Here is a 14,347-nt window from a genome sequence, read left to right on the forward strand (position 1 = left end):
CGATATAAAATCGTATAGCCGTTTGCATGAAAAAGGGCGCGCCGTGCTGGCGCGCCCCTGTATCTGCGGATTATGTTTATGTAAATTACCTGCTGTAGTTCGGTGCTTCTTTGGTGATCACCACGTCGTGCGGGTGGTTTTCCTTCACGGTTGCGGAAGTGATCTTTACGAACTGCGCGTCCTGAAGGGCTTTGATGTCTTTTGCGCCAACGTAGCCCATACCTGCGCGAAGACCGCCCACAAATTGCTGCACCACTTCGTTCAGCTGGCCTTTGTAAGGCACGCGGCCCACAATGCCTTCCGGAACCAGTTTTTTGATGTCTGCTTCCACATCCTGGAAATAACGGTCTTTGCTGCCTTCGGCCATCGCTTCGATGGAGCCCATGCCGCGGTAGGATTTGAATTTACGGCCTTCGTAAATGATGGTTTCTCCGGGGCTTTCTTCCACGCCGGCGAAAATGGAACCGGCCATGATGGTGGATGCGCCTGCCGCCAGTGCTTTCACCATATCGCCGGTGTAGCGGATGCCGCCGTCTGCGATCACGGGGATGCCTGATTTTTTCAGGGCCTGCGCCGCATTGAGGATGGCGGACAGCTGCGGGAAACCAGCGCCGGTCACTACGCGGGTGGTGCAGATGGAACCGGGGCCAACGCCTACCTTCACCGCGTCTGCGCCTGCGGCAGCGAGTGCCAGCGCGCCTTCGGCCGTAGCCACGTTACCGCCGATCACCTGCAGTTTCGGGAATGATTTTTTGAGTTTTTTGAGCGCTTCGAGCACATATATGGAGTGGCCATGCGCACTGTCTAGGGTTACCACGTCTACGCCAACGTGCAGCAGCGCGGATGCGCGATCCTGCAGGTCGTGCGTGATGCCCAGCGCGGCGCCTACCAGCAGCCTGCCGTAGTTGTCTTTGGCGGCGTTGGGGAAGCTGGTGAGCTGGATGATGTCGCGGTAAGTGATAAGGCCTACCAGTTTGCCCTGTTTGTTCACCACCGGCAGTTTCTCGATGCGGTGCTGCTGCAGGATCTTTTCGGCTTTTTTCAGATCGGTGCCTTCGGGCGCGGTGATCAGGTTGTCTTTGGTCATTACTTCGCTGATCAGCCTTTTGGTATTGGTTTTTTCGAAGCGGAGGTCGCGGTTGGTGAGGATGCCGATGAGTTTTTTGTCGCCGTCTACGATGGGAATGCCGCCGATGCCGTTTTCTCTCATCATGCGGAGGGCCTGGCCTACGGTGGAATCTGCGCTGAGGGTAAGCGGGTCGAGGATCATGCCGCTTTCGCTGCGTTTCACTTTCCTTACCAGTTCAGCCTGTTTTTCCACGCTCATGTTCTTGTGCAGGATGCCGACACCGCCTTCACGTGCAAGCGCAATGGCCAGCGTGGCTTCGGTTACGGTATCCATGGCGGCAGATACCATGGGAATGTTGATGCGTATGTTTTTGGTAAGTTGTGAGGAGATGTTCACTTCTCTTGGCAGTACTTCTGAATAAGCTGGCACAAGTAAAACATCGTCGAAGGTGAGACCGTCAGCTACAAATTTCTGTTTAGATTTTCCCGCAGGCATATTGCAATTATTTTGATAAGTTTCTTAAATAATTGCACGCAAATGTACGACTTTTCCCCGTATTCCAATCAGCCCAAATTCATGTGCTGATTAATTGATATGTATGCCCCGGCATGGCGCGCACCAGCCCCAGCATTTCCAGCTGCATCAGTTCCGCCGCCATGGTGCTGCGGGGAATGCCGCTGTGGTATTGCAATTCGTCGATGTCCAGCTGGCCGTGGCTGGACAATATCTGCAAAATATCCTGCTGGGCGGGCTCCAGGGAATGGAACAGGCTGCTTTGCGCCGCGGGCCGGGCCACCGGTGCGGCGGGCCGCCAGTCCAGCATCCGCAGCACGTCTTCCGGTTCGCTTACCAGCGCCGCTTTGTTTTGTTTGATAAGATCGAGGCAGCCGGCGGAAGAAAGATCGTTCACACGGCCCGGAATGGCCAGCACATCTCGGTTGTAGCCGCAGGCAATGTCTGCCGTGATCAGCGAGCCGCCCGTGCGCCCGCTTTCCACCACCAGCACCGCATCGCAAAGCCCCGCCACAATACGGTTCCGCCTCGGGAAATTCTGCCGGTTCAGTTCGGCGCCGCTGCTGAAGTCGGACAATAAACCGCCCTGCTCCAGCATCCGCGCGGCCGTTCGCGCATGCGCGGCGGGGTACAAACGGTTCAGCCCGTGCGCCAGCACGCCGATGGTGGGCAAGCCATTGTCCAGCGCGGCCTCATGCGCCGTTATATCGATGCCGTACGCCATGCCGCTCACGATGGTAATGCCATGCGGCGCGAACGCTTTCACAAAATCGCGGCAGATGCCGGCGCCGTAATCCGTCGGCCTGCGCGTGCCTACGATGCCAAGCATTTTTTCGGGCTGCAGGCCGCCTTTGCCTTTGTAATATAAAAGCACCGGGCTGTCGTAACAATGCTGCAAACGTTTCGGGTAATCTTCATCCGTAAAAAACACGGGCCTGATGCCATGCCGCTGAAGAAAACGCGCTTCCGCCTCCACGCGGTAAAAATCACGGAACTGTTTGATCGCCGCGGCTTTTACTTTCCCGATGCCGGGAATACATTCCAGCTCGCGCCTGCGGGCATGAAAAACAGCGGATGCGGAACCAAATGTTTCTATCAGGCTTTTGGCCGCCACATCGCCCACCAGCGGCAGGAACGTAAGGGCGATACGGTAGTGAAGCTCTTCGCGCATGGGTTAACAATTTTATCTAATTTCACCAAAATTTCCCGGTTCTTCAAATTTTTAAACCCGCTTTTTTCCACATCCAAAAACATCGTATATGCGTTATAGTTACCTGCTTGCCGTAACGGTTCTTTTCGCCTGCAAAACCACGCAACCACCCGCGGCATCGCATGTTTCAACCGGCGGTCCCGCATGGGCGGCCCTCTGGCAGCAGCGCGCGGCGGAATACAGGGCGCTGTGCCTCCAGGCTTACCGCATCGCCGGTGAAAGAGTGGAAGAAATGATCCATCAGCAAACGCTCCGGCCGAGAGCGATCGTGACGGACATAGACGAGACCGTGCTGGATAACAGCCCCTACACCGCAAAAACAACCCTCGAAGGAAAATCCTGGAGCCAGGCCACCTGGGAAGAATGGACGGCTAAAGCCGCCTGCGACACGGTGCCCGGCGCGCCTTCGTTTTTTAAATATGCCGCGCAAACCGGCCTCACCGTTTATTACGTCACCAACCGCCTCGAAAACGAGCGCGCCGCTACGCTTAAAAACCTGCAGCGCTACAATTTCCCGTTTGCAGACAACGAACATCTCATCATGTCGTCCGGCAATTCCAATAAAGAAGAACGCCGCGCCGCGATCGCGAAAAAATATGAAATTGCGATGCTGGTTGGCGATAACCTCGGCGATTTCGCGGAAGATTTTTACAAAAAGACACCTGAAGAACGGAGTTTGGCCGTAGACCGCCTGCGGGATCAGTTCGGCCGCCGTTTTATCATCATTCCCAACGCCATGTACGGCGACTGGCTGAGCGCACTGGTGCCGCGCGGCGCCGATGCGGACAGCACGTTCCGGAAAGTATTGAGAACTGAATAAAAAACGCGCCCCGGATATTTCCGGGGCGTTTTCATTTGTATCTTATGATCCGAGCAAACCGAACTGTGTAAAGTGGTGCCGGAAATGTTTCTGATGAAACCGCAGCCAGCCTTCGTAATCGAGATATCCGAAAACCGGGTGCGGGGAAGTGTGTTCGGGCGCCTCGGCAAACGTTTCGTGAAAAAGTGCAATCCCTTCATGCAGCGAACGGATGGCGGCATCGAGATCAGGATGAACACATGGTTCGTTATTGAACAGCGGGTTGCGAATGTTGCGTTGCAACGGTTTGTCTGTATCCAGCCACTGGCGGAGCTTTGGGAGCATTTCCGCAGGCGAGCTCACGGCTATCTCCTTGTCACTGGCCGAGTGCCGCACGATCACATCGAGATGTTCGACCATTTGCTGCGCGCTCATGCCGCCCCACAGCGGCGCCGTACCCGGCTGCAGTTTCTCCAGCACTACGCCCAGCGTAGCAGGCTGCGATAAAGGAAACAAAACGATCATGCCGCTAAATTATTACAAACTGATCACTTTCAGCTCCGTGCGCCTGTTCTGCGCGCGGCCCGTTTCCGTGTCGTTGTTGTCTATCGCCTTGGTTTCTCCGTACCCTTTCGCTTTCAGGCGCTGCGCCGGGATGCCGTGCTGCACGAGGTATTCAACCACAGACTTGGCGCGGTTTTCAGACAATTGCTGATTGGCTGCGTCGCTGCCCACATTGTCCGTATGCCCGCTGATCTCCGCCACCATCGTGGGATTGTCTTTCAGCAGCGCCACCAGTTTATCCAGCTCGGTTGCCGAAGCAGGATCGAGCGTGAACTGGTTGGATGGGAAAAATATATTGCGGAGCACCGCCACCGCATTGGGCTCCAGCGGCGTAAGCGGGATGTTTTTCTCGAATGGCTGACCGTTCTGTGTTTCTTTCAGCGAAAAATTTTCGGAATAAAAAAGATACCCTTTCCGGTTCACGGAAAACGCATAATCCTTACCAACTGGCAAGGGCACGAGATAATCCCCGCTGTCGTTGGCGCGGATGGTGGCGATGGTAAGTTTGGTCTGCAGATCGATCAGGTCGAGGCTGGCGGCGAGGCGCTGATTGGTTTTAACATCATACACATATCCCTTGAGATACAGCGTGGGCATGGGCCGCGCGCTTTCGTACAGCTCGAAGCTGTAGATGTCGAGCGAGCCTTTCGAATCGGAACGGTCCGAAGCGTAATACGCGGTTTTGCCGTCGGCCGCTACGGTAAGACTGCCTTCTTCTTCGATCGTGTTGATGGGATAACCGAGATTCACGGCCGGTCCCCAGCTGCCGTCCGCCTGTTTGCGTGAATAAAATATATCGAGCCCGCCAAAGCCGGGGTGGCCGTCTGAAGCAAAGAACAGCGTTTGCCCGTCCGCGTGCAGGAAAGGCGTGGTTTCGCGGCCTTTGGTATTGATCTGCGGGCCGAGCCTTTCAGCAGGCATCCATTGCCCCGCGGCGTTGCGCGTGCTCACGAAAATGTCCGCGCCGGCGTCCTGCGTTTGGCGCGCGAAATACAGGGTTTGTTTATCGGGGGAAAGACAGGGCTGCGATTCCCAAACTTCCGTATTGATAGCGGGACCGATGTTTTTCGGCGGTTGCCAGCCCTGCGGTGTTTTGATGGCATAATAAATGTCGCAGCTGCCGCGGCCGTTAGGGAAATCACAGCCGGTGAACACGAGCATTTCACCGTCCTGTGAAATATTTTGCGCGCCTTCGTTGAAAGCGGTATTGATGGGCTCGCCCATATCGCGGCTGGCATTCCATTGCAGGCTGTCCCGGTCGGCAATGTAAAAGTCCTCGTCGCGGCCGCGCACGCGGCGGGTGTACACGAGGGTTTTACCGTCGATGGTGGGGGAAGGGAAATATTCGGGATCGGGGGAATTGATCTGGTCGCCGAGGTTCTGCGGCTGGAAAGGCACAGCTTGCGTGGTAACAGCGAATTCCATGTTCTTTTTCAGCTGAACGGCTTTGGGCGAAGGGTTCCTCGCGGTTTGCATGTAATCGGTAAGCATGGCGAGCGCTTCTTTGAACTGGCCGTTGCCGGCGAAGGCGCGTGCGTGGGAAGGGCGGATGCTGCGCGCGCCGTCCGGATCGAGCTTTTCAAGTTGTGTAAAGGCCTCTATCGCGGAGGAATATTGTTTCATGGCGATATAGGTAAGCCCCAGCTGGCCGTACGCATCCGGGAAATCCGGCTTCACCTGGATGGCTTCTTTCAGGAATTTGACCGCATCGTTGTATTCATACACCCGCATGGCGTCCATGCTTTGTTCGAGCAGGGACATGGCCTTCTGGTCGGCCTTGCCGGGCTTTTGGGCCATCAGCGGCAGGCTGCAGGCGCAGCAGAGAAATAACAGGAGTTTTTTCATAGTGGTTGCTAAATAACGAAAAAAGAAGGGTTTTATGATGCGGGAGAGCGGTATGGGGGAAACAACAACCGTTTACGGAACGTTGATATACTTGTGGATCTGCAGCGAGATCTGCCACTGCGGGTTGCCTTTGATATAATCCACGATCAGCGGGGTCATTTCCGCGGCGCGGCTCCATTCCGGCTGAAGATATAGCTTACAATGTTTACCGGCCATGGCGGCGTATTTTTCCGCCCATGCAAAGTCGGACTTATTGTAGATGATGATCTTCAGCTCATGTGCCTGTTGGCAGACCTCCGGAAGCGGCGATTTGAATTTTTTAGGGGAAAGCGTGATCCAGTCCCAGTTCCCGCTGAGCGGCGAAGAACCGGACGTTTCGATATGATTGCGGAAACCCGCTTTGTGAAGGGCTTTGGTAAGTGCGTCAAGATTATGCATCAGCGGTTCGCCGCCGGTGATCACGGCGATGCGGCCGGGGTGGGCCGATGCTTCGTTCACCAGGTCGCCAACAGCTATTTGCGGATGTTTGTCCGCATCCCAGCTTTCTTTTACATCGCACCATACGCAGCCCACGTCGCACCCGCCGAGGCGGATGAAATACGCGGCTTTCCCCTGGTGGAACCCCTCACCCTGGATAGTGTAAAAAGATTCCATCACGGGCAGCGCTGCTGTTTGTATGATGGTGGCCTGCATTCTGCAAAGTTAGCTTAAAATCAGTTCTGGTTGCCTTTCTGGCCGATGGCGGCGTGATAGGTGTTTTTCAGCAAAGCCGCGATAGTCATGGGCCCAACGCCACCCGGCACGGGAGTGATAAAGCTGCATTTGGGCGCTACTTCGGCGTAGTTCACGTCGCCCACCAGGCGGAAACCACTCTTTTTGGAAGCGTCCGGCACGCGGTTGATGCCCACGTCCACCACTACCGCGCCTTCTTTCACCATGTCTCCGGTCACAAAATCGGGACGGCCGATGGCTGCCACGATGATGTCTGCCTGCAGGCACAATTCTTTCAGGTTATGCGTATGACTGTGGCAAAGCGTTACGGTGCAGTTGCCGGGATTGGTGTTGCGGCTCAGCAAAATGCTCACGGGCGTACCTACGATGTGGCTGCGGCCGATCACTACGGCGTGTTTGCCTTTGGTGTCGATCTTGTAATGCTCCAGCATCAGCATAATGCCGAAAGGAGTGGCGGGTATGAAGGCGGGAAGACCGGCCACCATTTTGCCCACGTTCATGGGATGGAAACCGTCTACGTCTTTACTGGGGTCGATGGTGTTGATCACCAGTTCTTCGTTGATATGTTTGGGAAGGGGAAGCTGTACCAGGATGCCGTCGATGTCCACATTTTCGTTGAGCATGTTGATATGATCGAGCAGGTGTTTCTCTGAAATGGTATCTTCAAAACGCAGCAGGGTAGAGTTGTACCCGATCTCCGCGCAGGATTTTACCTTGGAAGCCACGTAAGTTTCGCTTGCGCCGTTGTTGCCAACGAGGATGGCCGCCAGGTGGGGTACTTTTTTGCCCTGGGCTTTTAATTCGGCCGTTTTGATGGCCAACTGGTCTTTGATGGCCTGTGAGGTGAGTTTGCCGTCTAAAATTTGCATGCGCAAAGGTATGGAAAATGACGGACAAATGGAAAGGGACCGCCCTAGCCCGAGCGGTCCCCTCAACCAGATTGATAAATGAACGTTGGAATCTAAAAAGGAATTAATAAAGGCAATTAAACTTTAGGCGCGGCTTCCAGGATTTCCGGATCGGCTTTGCCTGCATATTTTTCGAAGTTCTTAACAAATTGTGCGGCCAGGTCGGCGGCCTGCGCATCGTACGCTGCGCCGTCTGCCCAGGTGTTGCGGGGGTCCAGTAATTCGGTAGGCACGCCCGGAACGGCTTCCGGTATGGCTACGCCAAACACTGCATCGTTTTTATAAGCCACTTTGTCCAGCTCGCCTTTCAGCGCCGCGCTGATCATGGCGCGGGTATAGTTCAGCTTGATGCGGCTGCCGGTGCCGTAAGGCCCGCCGGTCCACCCGGTGTTGATCAGCCATACGTTCACGTTGTGTTTCCGCATTTTTTCACCGAGCATCTGCGCGTAACGTGTAGGGTGCAACGGCAGGAAGGGCGCGCCGAAACATGCGCTGAACGTGGATTTTGGCTCGGTGATGCCTGTTTCCGTACCTGCTACTTTGGCGGTGTACCCCGAAATGAACTGGTACATGGCCTGCCCAGGCGTGAGCCTGGAAATGGGCGGCAATACGCCGTAAGCGTCGCAGGTGAGGAAAAAGAGGTTCTTCGGCGTAGCGCCGGTGGAAGGTTCCTTGGCATTGCCGATGTAATGCAGGGGGTAAGACACGCGGGTGTTTTCCGTGATCGTTTTGTCCCCATAATTCACCGTGTTGGTGCCGGGGAAGAAGTTAACGTTTTCCAGCAATGCGCCGTCGCGGATGGCATGGAAAATGGCTGGTTCTTTTTCTTCGCTGAGGTCGATGGTTTTGGCATAACAGCCGCCTTCGAAATTGAAGACGGAAGAAGGCGTCCAGCCGTGCTCGTCGTCGCCGATGAGCTTGCGCTCGGGATCGGCGCTGAGCGTGGTTTTACCGGTACCGCTGAGGCCGAAGAAAACAGCGGTATCGCCGTTTTTGCCTTCATTGGCGGAACAGTGCATGCTGAGCACGTTTTTGGTGTGCGGCAGCAGGTAATTGAGAATGCTGAACACGCCTTTTTTGATCTCGCCGGTGTAGGCGGAGCCGCCGATAAGGATCATTTTCCTGGTGAAGCTGACCACGGCGAAATTGTGCTGGCGGGTACCGTCGGCGCCTGGATCGGCATGCAGGCCGGGAGCCTGGATAACGGTCCAGTCGGGGTCGATGTTTTCCAGCTCTTCTTCGGAGGGGCGGATAAACATGTTGTAGGCGAAAAGGTTGGCCCAGGGTGTTTCCGTGATCACACGGATGTTGATGCGATAGTCAGGGTCGGCGCAGGCTTGGCAATCCCTTACCCAAACAGGCTTCCCGTTGAAATAACGGGTGATCTTGTCTTGCAGCCTGTCGAAGTTTTCGGGCGTGAACGGCAGGTTAAAGTCGTTCCAGTTCACGGTATCAGCGGTGATACTGTCTTTTACAATGAATTTGTCTTTGGGCGAACGGCCGGTAAACTCCCCCGTATTGACCACCAGGGCCCCGGTGTCTGCCAGGCAGCCCTGCTTCAGCGCAAGGGTCTGCTCCGTCAGTTCTTCCGGCGGGAGTTGGTAATGTACGTCGGCGTTCTCTATGCCCAATGCCCGCAATTCCCTGAGTGTATCTCTGACACTGCTGATTTGCATAAAGAAAGATTGTTTTGGTGTATTGGCAAAACTATGATTTTTTTGATACTATCAAATTTTATGGGTGTTGTAACCTTTAAATTTATAGAAATATATACATTTGAGGGGTCTTTTTTAGATATTATTTAAATGCATCGATTTCAATTTGCCGGAAAATCAAAGGAATTGCTAAATATTTAGCGGCGAATACTGCATCAGTTTGAGCGAATACAACATAACTTTTGTGTTACTGTCCGCCGCTGTACCGTAAAGCGCCTGTTTTTGCCGGTTCCTGATTTTCCGGTAAGTTTGATCCTCCAAGACAAAAAAAACAGCAATGAAGTACCTGCCACTCGATCAGAAGATCTTTATCAAGAACCGTGCACGCTTTACCGCGAAAATGCAGCCAGATTCAATCGCCATCTTCAATTCCAACGACGAACTGCCCACCAACGGCGACGCACTTCATCCTTTCCGACAGAATGCCGACCTGTACTGGCTTACCGGTATAGACCAGGAAGATTCCATGCTGGTGCTTTTCCCCGACAACCCGGACCCGAAATACCGCGAAGTGCTCGTGCTCGTACGGCCCAACGAACTGAAAGAAAAATGGGACGGCCACCGCCTCCGCCGCGAAGAAGCACAGGCCATTTCAGGCGTGGAAACCATCGTATGGCTCGACGCGCTCGACGGCCTCCTGCAACCCTGGATCCACGAAGCGGTCAATATTTACCTCAACAGCAATGAAAATAACCGTAAGTCCAATCTCGTGCCCGTGCGCGATTACCGCTACGCCCAGGAGCTGCGCAGCCGTTACCCGCTGCACAATTTTCTCCGGGCCGCACGCATCCTTAAAGAACTGCGCGCCGTAAAAACGGAGGAAGAAATAGCCGTGATGCAAACCGCCATCGACATCACCGAAAAAACGTTCCGCCGCCTCCTGCAATTCATTCAACCAGGCGTGTACGAACATGAAATTCACGCGGAGATCCTGCACGAATTCCTGCGCAACCGCGCTACAGGAGAGGCTTACGGCTCCATCATCGCGTCGGGCGACAGGGCGCGCACGCTTCATTATGTAAGCAACAACCAGGAGTGTAAAGACGGCGAGCTGATCCTGATGGACTTCGGCGCGGCGTACGGCGGTTACAATGCTGACCTCACGCGCACCGTGCCCGTCAGCGGCAAGTTCACCGACCGCCAGCGCGAAGTGTACAACGCCTGCCTGCACCTGCACAATTACGCCAAATCCATTCTCAAACCGGGCGTTACCATCGCCAAATATCATGAAATGGTCGGCGTGGAAGCAGGCAAACAATTCGTAAAACTGGGGCTGCTCACGGAAGCGGACATCAAAAACCAGGACCCTGAAACGCCCGCCTACCGCAAATATCTCTATCATGGTATTTCCCATCACCTTGGCGTGGACGTGCACGACCTCGGCCCTTCCTTCTACCAGCCGATCCCCGATGGCGCGGTGCTGACCGTGGAGCCGGGCATTTACATCGAGGAGGAAAAAATGGGCATCCGCATCGAAAACAACGTGTGGGTGAAGTCCGGCGGCAACGTGGACCTCATGAAGAACATTCCCATCACGGCGGAGGAGATCGAGGCCCTGATGAAAAAATAATAACGCGCACAGCAGATAACTGGCCGGCCGGAAGGTGCAAACTTCCCGGCCGGTCTTTTTTTCAACCGGCCAAAATGTATAACTTGGCCTCTGCTGAAGAAAATCCGATCAATGAAACAGATTCCTAATATCCTTACGCTTTCCAATCTTTTTTGCGGCACGCTGGCCATTATTTTTATTCTGCATGCGCCGGAATATATCGCGGAGTTCAACGGCACGGAGTACACCGTGACCAACCCGGAGCCCGTCTACTGGGCGTCTGCGCTGGTAGTGCTGGCCGGCATCATCGATTTTTTTGACGGATTTGTGGCCCGTTTGCTGAAAGTTTCGTCTCCCCTGGGCAAGGAGCTGGATTCGCTGGCAGACGTTGTTTCGTTTGGCGTAGTGCCCGGCATGATCCTTTTCCGCCTGCTGCGCAGCGCCTATCTGCAAACGCCGGATGTGTTCGACGTTTCTTATTTCAACCTGGCGCCGGCCTTGCTGGTGCCCTGTTTTGCCGCATACCGCCTCGCCGTGTTTAACCTGGACACGCGGCAGAGCGAACATTTTATCGGCGTGCCTACGCCGGCCGTGGGTTTCCTCGTCGCGTCGTTTCCCCTTATCATGCTGTATAACCCTTACAACCTGGCGCACTTGCTGGAAAACGTGTGGGTCCTGTACGGCATTATCGCCGTGTTATGTTACCTGATGGTCAGCCCGCACCCCATGATCAGCCTGAAGTTCAAAAACTTCTCCGTGAAAGACAACTGGCCGCGTTTTTTGCTCGTGCTGCTTACACTGGCGAGCATTCCCGTGCTGGGCTATGCCGCGGTGCCTTTTGTGTTCATCGCCTATGTGGGCCTATCCCTGCTGGTGCCTCCAAAGGCCAGCCATGGCTGATCTTCGAAATTGATCCGGTGGAATTGCCAAGAAATTGCTAGGTTTGCGTCTAAATTTTTCAGACAAATGACATTTACTGCGCATATCAACGTGATGCCGTTGAAAGAACTGCTGGACCCTCAAGGCAAAGCTGTATTGGGCGGATTAAAAAACCTGGGCCTCGGAAATGTACACGACGTACGCATTGGCAAACACATCACCCTTCAAATTGAAGCTTCCAGCCGCGAAGAAGCGCAACAGATCGCTGAAAACGCCTGCCAGAAACTGCTGGCCAACCAGGTAATGGAATTTTACGAAGTTAATATTCAATAAAATTGTCCAGGCTTTACCTCATTCCTTCACCGATCGGCAACCTGGCGGATATCACCTACCGGGCCGTGAAAGTATTGGAGAGCGTGGAGCTGGTGCTGGCGGAAGATACCCGTACATCGGGTGTTCTACTCAGGCATTACAATATCAACAAGCCTGTAACACCTTATCATCAGCACAACGAACATAAGGTGTTGCAGCATCTTGTACAGCAGCTGCAAAGCGGCAAACAAATGGCGCTGCTCACCGACGCGGGCACGCCGGGCGTTTCAGACCCGGGTTTCCTGCTGGTGCGCGAATGCATCCGCGAAGGCGTGCCGGTGGAGTGCCTCCCCGGCGCCACGGCTTTTGTTCCCGCGCTCGTCAACAGCGGCATCCCCATGAACCGCTTTGCCTTTGAAGGTTTTCTTCCCCCCAAAAAAGGCCGCCACACTTTACTCACCCAATTATCCACCGAAGAACGCTGCATGGTGTTCTACGAATCGCCGCACCGCCTCGTGAAAACGCTGGAAGATTTTATCCAGTATTTCGGCGGCGAAAGGCAATGCTGCGTATCGCGCGAGCTCACCAAAATGTTCGAGGAAAACAAACGCGGCACTTTGCAGGAAGTGCGCGATCATTTTTCCGAAAAAGGCGTGAAAGGAGAGATCGTTATTGTAGTGGAGGGCGTATGATGAAAGCATCGCATGTATGTTTTCAGTTTATTGAATTTTTTTGCAGAATGAATTTTATTGTCTAATATTACACTGAGCAATTACAGAATTGTAGCATAGTAGCATTACCCCAAAGGAAAAAAGAGCATACAAAGAGTAGCATAACCCCGGTTTCATTTAACATAGAGAAGGACCCCATAAATCTTAAATCAATGATTGATCAGGTATTGAGTGCAATCATTAGTAAGCTGAATACGTATATCGGTACCCTAGACCCCGAGGTAACTCCCGGGAACATATCTTTTGCCGATGCTTTCCAGGATACGCCCTCGCAAAACCTGACCGACAAGATCGTAGTGTCCGTCGTGAACATCCAGCAGGAAGAAAGCCTGCGCAACATCCCGTTCCGCCGCACCGTAACCGTGGCGGGCCTTCCGCAGGGCGTTGAGCAGCAGGCGGAGATCTATCTCAATGTGTATGTGCTGTTCAGCGCGAACAAAAACAATTATCTCACGGCGCTGCAACGCATTTCACAGGTGATCGCGTTTTTCCAGCGGCAGTTCGTTTTTACCCCGGCGGACACGCCCGTGCTTTCGGCGCTGAATCTCAACAAACTCATCTTCGACCTGTACAGCACGCGTTTTGAAGAACTGAACCAATTGTGGAGCGTGATGGGAGGGAAATACATTCCTTCCGTTATCTACAAAATGCGCATGGCCGTGATACAAGACGCACCGGTGAGCGATGCGGGCATTATTACCGAGATCAATCTGCAATCCCAGATACTGAGTACACAATCCGAATAACCTTCCGTCATGGAAAAAATTGTTTGGCGATACATCCCCGAATTCAGGATCAGTATCCGTATAAACGGCGCCGATCCCGGAGAAACTTTCCGCCTGCGCCCTTCACCGGCAAGCGCGGAAACGGTCCGCAACTACGGCCTGCTCACGCGCACCGTGCCCGGCGGGCTGGTAGCATACATGAAACAGCACCACAACGGCGTAACCTGGGTGCCGGCGGCGCCCATCACGCAGCCCATTCTTTTTTCTTTCTGGTTAACCGTCAACAGCGGCCAGCCTTTTCCCTCGATAGATTTTTTTGAAACGGGCGCGCAGCAACTGGGAAGAAAAATATTCTACGCCAATAATCTTTCCGCCGCCGGCGCGATAGACGCCAACCTTGCCGCTAACACCGTGGTGCTTACCGCAGCCGCGGCGGCCGGAAACGCCGAGCAGGGCGCGCTGAGCGGCCTGTTGTTGTCCAAACGCGTAACGCCCGGCGCATTCACGCAGATAAGAGCGGGAAAGATCGCGGCGGGCGCGCCGGTGAGCTTTACGCTGAACGATCCTATCGCCGCCACCCAGGAATCGGTGGGGCTGGACCTTCGCCTGTTGCCCGGAGGCGCATACGTGGTGCGGCTCGAAGGCGGCGCACCGGTGGAAGAACGTGTGGTGTTCGACCAGCGCGCGGCGGGCGGGGAAGTGAGCGGCATGATCGACATCTATAAAAATGTATGGCATATGGCTCCGCAGCCGCGGGAATACAGCATTAATTTCTTAAGTACTTGATTAAACTGAT

At 54.4% G+C, this 14,347-nt stretch carries 14 protein-coding genes; 7 read left to right on the forward strand and 7 right to left on the reverse strand.

What is annotated here, in order from left to right:
• Positions 1–85 precede the first annotated feature (85 nt).
• Both guaB and dprA read right to left on the reverse strand, forming a co-directional pair.
• The gene (gene guaB / locus J7I43_RS00415) at positions 86–1,564 is read right to left on the reverse strand and encodes an IMP dehydrogenase (RefSeq protein ID WP_209142111.1); all 1,479 of its coding nucleotides are present in this window, start codon (positions 1,562–1,564) and stop codon (positions 86–88) included.
• Between the two features lie 79 nt (positions 1,565–1,643).
• Positions 1,644–2,753, reverse strand: coding sequence for a DNA-processing protein DprA (dprA, locus tag J7I43_RS00420; protein WP_209142113.1), 1,110 nt, complete (start codon positions 2,751–2,753; stop codon positions 1,644–1,646).
• Between the two features lie 88 nt (positions 2,754–2,841).
• Between dprA and J7I43_RS00425 the strand changes: the two genes are divergently transcribed.
• Complete coding sequence (locus J7I43_RS00425; protein ID WP_209142115.1) at positions 2,842–3,612, forward strand: 5'-nucleotidase, lipoprotein e(P4) family; 771 nt, start codon at positions 2,842–2,844, stop codon at positions 3,610–3,612.
• Positions 3,613–3,654: 42 nt separating this feature from the next.
• On the opposite strand, the gene J7I43_RS00430 is transcribed toward J7I43_RS00425, so the two are convergent.
• The 5 genes from J7I43_RS00430 to pckA form a co-directional block, all read right to left on the reverse strand.
• Positions 3,655–4,116, reverse strand: a complete 462-nt coding sequence (locus J7I43_RS00430) for a DUF1569 domain-containing protein (RefSeq protein ID WP_209142117.1) — start codon at positions 4,114–4,116, stop codon at positions 3,655–3,657.
• Between the two features lie 12 nt (positions 4,117–4,128).
• Positions 4,129–6,000: an OmpA family protein gene (locus J7I43_RS00435; RefSeq protein ID WP_209142119.1), complete on the reverse strand. Its 1,872-nt coding sequence runs from the start codon at positions 5,998–6,000 to the stop codon at positions 4,129–4,131.
• A gap of 72 nt (positions 6,001–6,072) precedes the next feature.
• Positions 6,073–6,693, reverse strand: a complete 621-nt coding sequence (locus J7I43_RS00440; RefSeq protein WP_209142121.1) for a 7-carboxy-7-deazaguanine synthase QueE — start codon at positions 6,691–6,693, stop codon at positions 6,073–6,075.
• Positions 6,694–6,713: 20 nt separating this feature from the next.
• On the reverse strand, positions 6,714–7,601 hold the full coding sequence (locus J7I43_RS00445; protein ID WP_236023270.1) for a bifunctional 5,10-methylenetetrahydrofolate dehydrogenase/5,10-methenyltetrahydrofolate cyclohydrolase: 888 nt from the start codon (positions 7,599–7,601) through the stop codon (positions 6,714–6,716).
• Positions 7,602–7,717: 116 nt separating this feature from the next.
• Entirely contained in the window at positions 7,718–9,316 is a 1,599-nt protein-coding gene (gene pckA, locus J7I43_RS00450) for a phosphoenolpyruvate carboxykinase (ATP) (RefSeq protein WP_209142125.1), read from the reverse strand.
• 316 nt (positions 9,317–9,632) lie between these two features.
• Between pckA and J7I43_RS00455 the strand changes: the two genes are divergently transcribed.
• The 6 genes from J7I43_RS00455 (at position 9,633) to J7I43_RS00480 (ending at position 14,337) form a co-directional block, all read left to right on the forward strand.
• Positions 9,633–10,925, forward strand: a complete 1,293-nt coding sequence (locus tag J7I43_RS00455) for an aminopeptidase P N-terminal domain-containing protein (RefSeq protein WP_209142127.1) — start codon at positions 9,633–9,635, stop codon at positions 10,923–10,925.
• A gap of 111 nt (positions 10,926–11,036) precedes the next feature.
• Entirely contained in the window at positions 11,037–11,804 is a 768-nt protein-coding gene (locus J7I43_RS00460) for a CDP-alcohol phosphatidyltransferase family protein (protein ID WP_209142129.1), read from the forward strand.
• 66 nt (positions 11,805–11,870) lie between these two features.
• Positions 11,871–12,116, forward strand: a complete 246-nt coding sequence (purS, locus tag J7I43_RS00465) for a phosphoribosylformylglycinamidine synthase subunit PurS (RefSeq protein ID WP_120518552.1) — start codon at positions 11,871–11,873, stop codon at positions 12,114–12,116.
• Between the two features lie 2 nt (positions 12,117–12,118).
• On the forward strand, positions 12,119–12,787 hold the full coding sequence (gene rsmI / locus J7I43_RS00470) for a 16S rRNA (cytidine(1402)-2'-O)-methyltransferase (protein WP_209142131.1): 669 nt from the start codon (positions 12,119–12,121) through the stop codon (positions 12,785–12,787).
• Positions 12,788–12,978: 191 nt separating this feature from the next.
• Complete coding sequence (locus tag J7I43_RS00475) at positions 12,979–13,572, forward strand: DUF4255 domain-containing protein (RefSeq protein WP_209142133.1); 594 nt, start codon at positions 12,979–12,981, stop codon at positions 13,570–13,572.
• Between the two features lie 9 nt (positions 13,573–13,581).
• Positions 13,582–14,337, forward strand: a complete 756-nt coding sequence (locus J7I43_RS00480) for a hypothetical protein (protein ID WP_209142135.1) — start codon at positions 13,582–13,584, stop codon at positions 14,335–14,337.
• Positions 14,338–14,347: the final 10 nt, after the last annotated feature.

This window comes from Chitinophaga chungangae (genome assembly GCF_017742215.1).
GTDB lineage: Bacteria > Bacteroidota > Bacteroidia > Chitinophagales > Chitinophagaceae > Chitinophaga > Chitinophaga chungangae.

Bases quoted from the DNA above. Each gene is read 5' to 3' on its own strand.
- guaB (WP_209142111.1), bottom strand. From the start codon at position 1,564: ATGCCTGCGGGAAAATCTAAACAGAAATTTGTAGCTGACGGTCTCACC.
- dprA (WP_209142113.1), bottom strand. From the start codon at position 2,753: ATGCGCGAAGAGCTTCACTACCGTATCGCCCTTACGTTCCTGCCGCTG.
- J7I43_RS00425 (WP_209142115.1), top strand. From the start codon at position 2,842: ATGCGTTATAGTTACCTGCTTGCCGTAACGGTTCTTTTCGCCTGCAAA.
- J7I43_RS00430 (WP_209142117.1), bottom strand. From the start codon at position 4,116: ATGATCGTTTTGTTTCCTTTATCGCAGCCTGCTACGCTGGGCGTAGTG.
- J7I43_RS00435 (WP_209142119.1), bottom strand. From the start codon at position 6,000: ATGAAAAAACTCCTGTTATTTCTCTGCTGCGCCTGCAGCCTGCCGCTG.
- J7I43_RS00440 (WP_209142121.1), bottom strand. From the start codon at position 6,693: ATGCAGGCCACCATCATACAAACAGCAGCGCTGCCCGTGATGGAATCT.
- J7I43_RS00445 (WP_236023270.1), bottom strand. From the start codon at position 7,601: ATGCAAATTTTAGACGGCAAACTCACCTCACAGGCCATCAAAGACCAG.
- pckA (WP_209142125.1), bottom strand. From the start codon at position 9,316: ATGCAAATCAGCAGTGTCAGAGATACACTCAGGGAATTGCGGGCATTG.
- J7I43_RS00455 (WP_209142127.1), top strand. From the start codon at position 9,633: ATGAAGTACCTGCCACTCGATCAGAAGATCTTTATCAAGAACCGTGCA.
- J7I43_RS00460 (WP_209142129.1), top strand. From the start codon at position 11,037: ATGAAACAGATTCCTAATATCCTTACGCTTTCCAATCTTTTTTGCGGC.
- purS (WP_120518552.1), top strand. From the start codon at position 11,871: ATGACATTTACTGCGCATATCAACGTGATGCCGTTGAAAGAACTGCTG.
- J7I43_RS00475 (WP_209142133.1), top strand. From the start codon at position 12,979: ATGATTGATCAGGTATTGAGTGCAATCATTAGTAAGCTGAATACGTAT.
- J7I43_RS00480 (WP_209142135.1), top strand. From the start codon at position 13,582: ATGGAAAAAATTGTTTGGCGATACATCCCCGAATTCAGGATCAGTATC.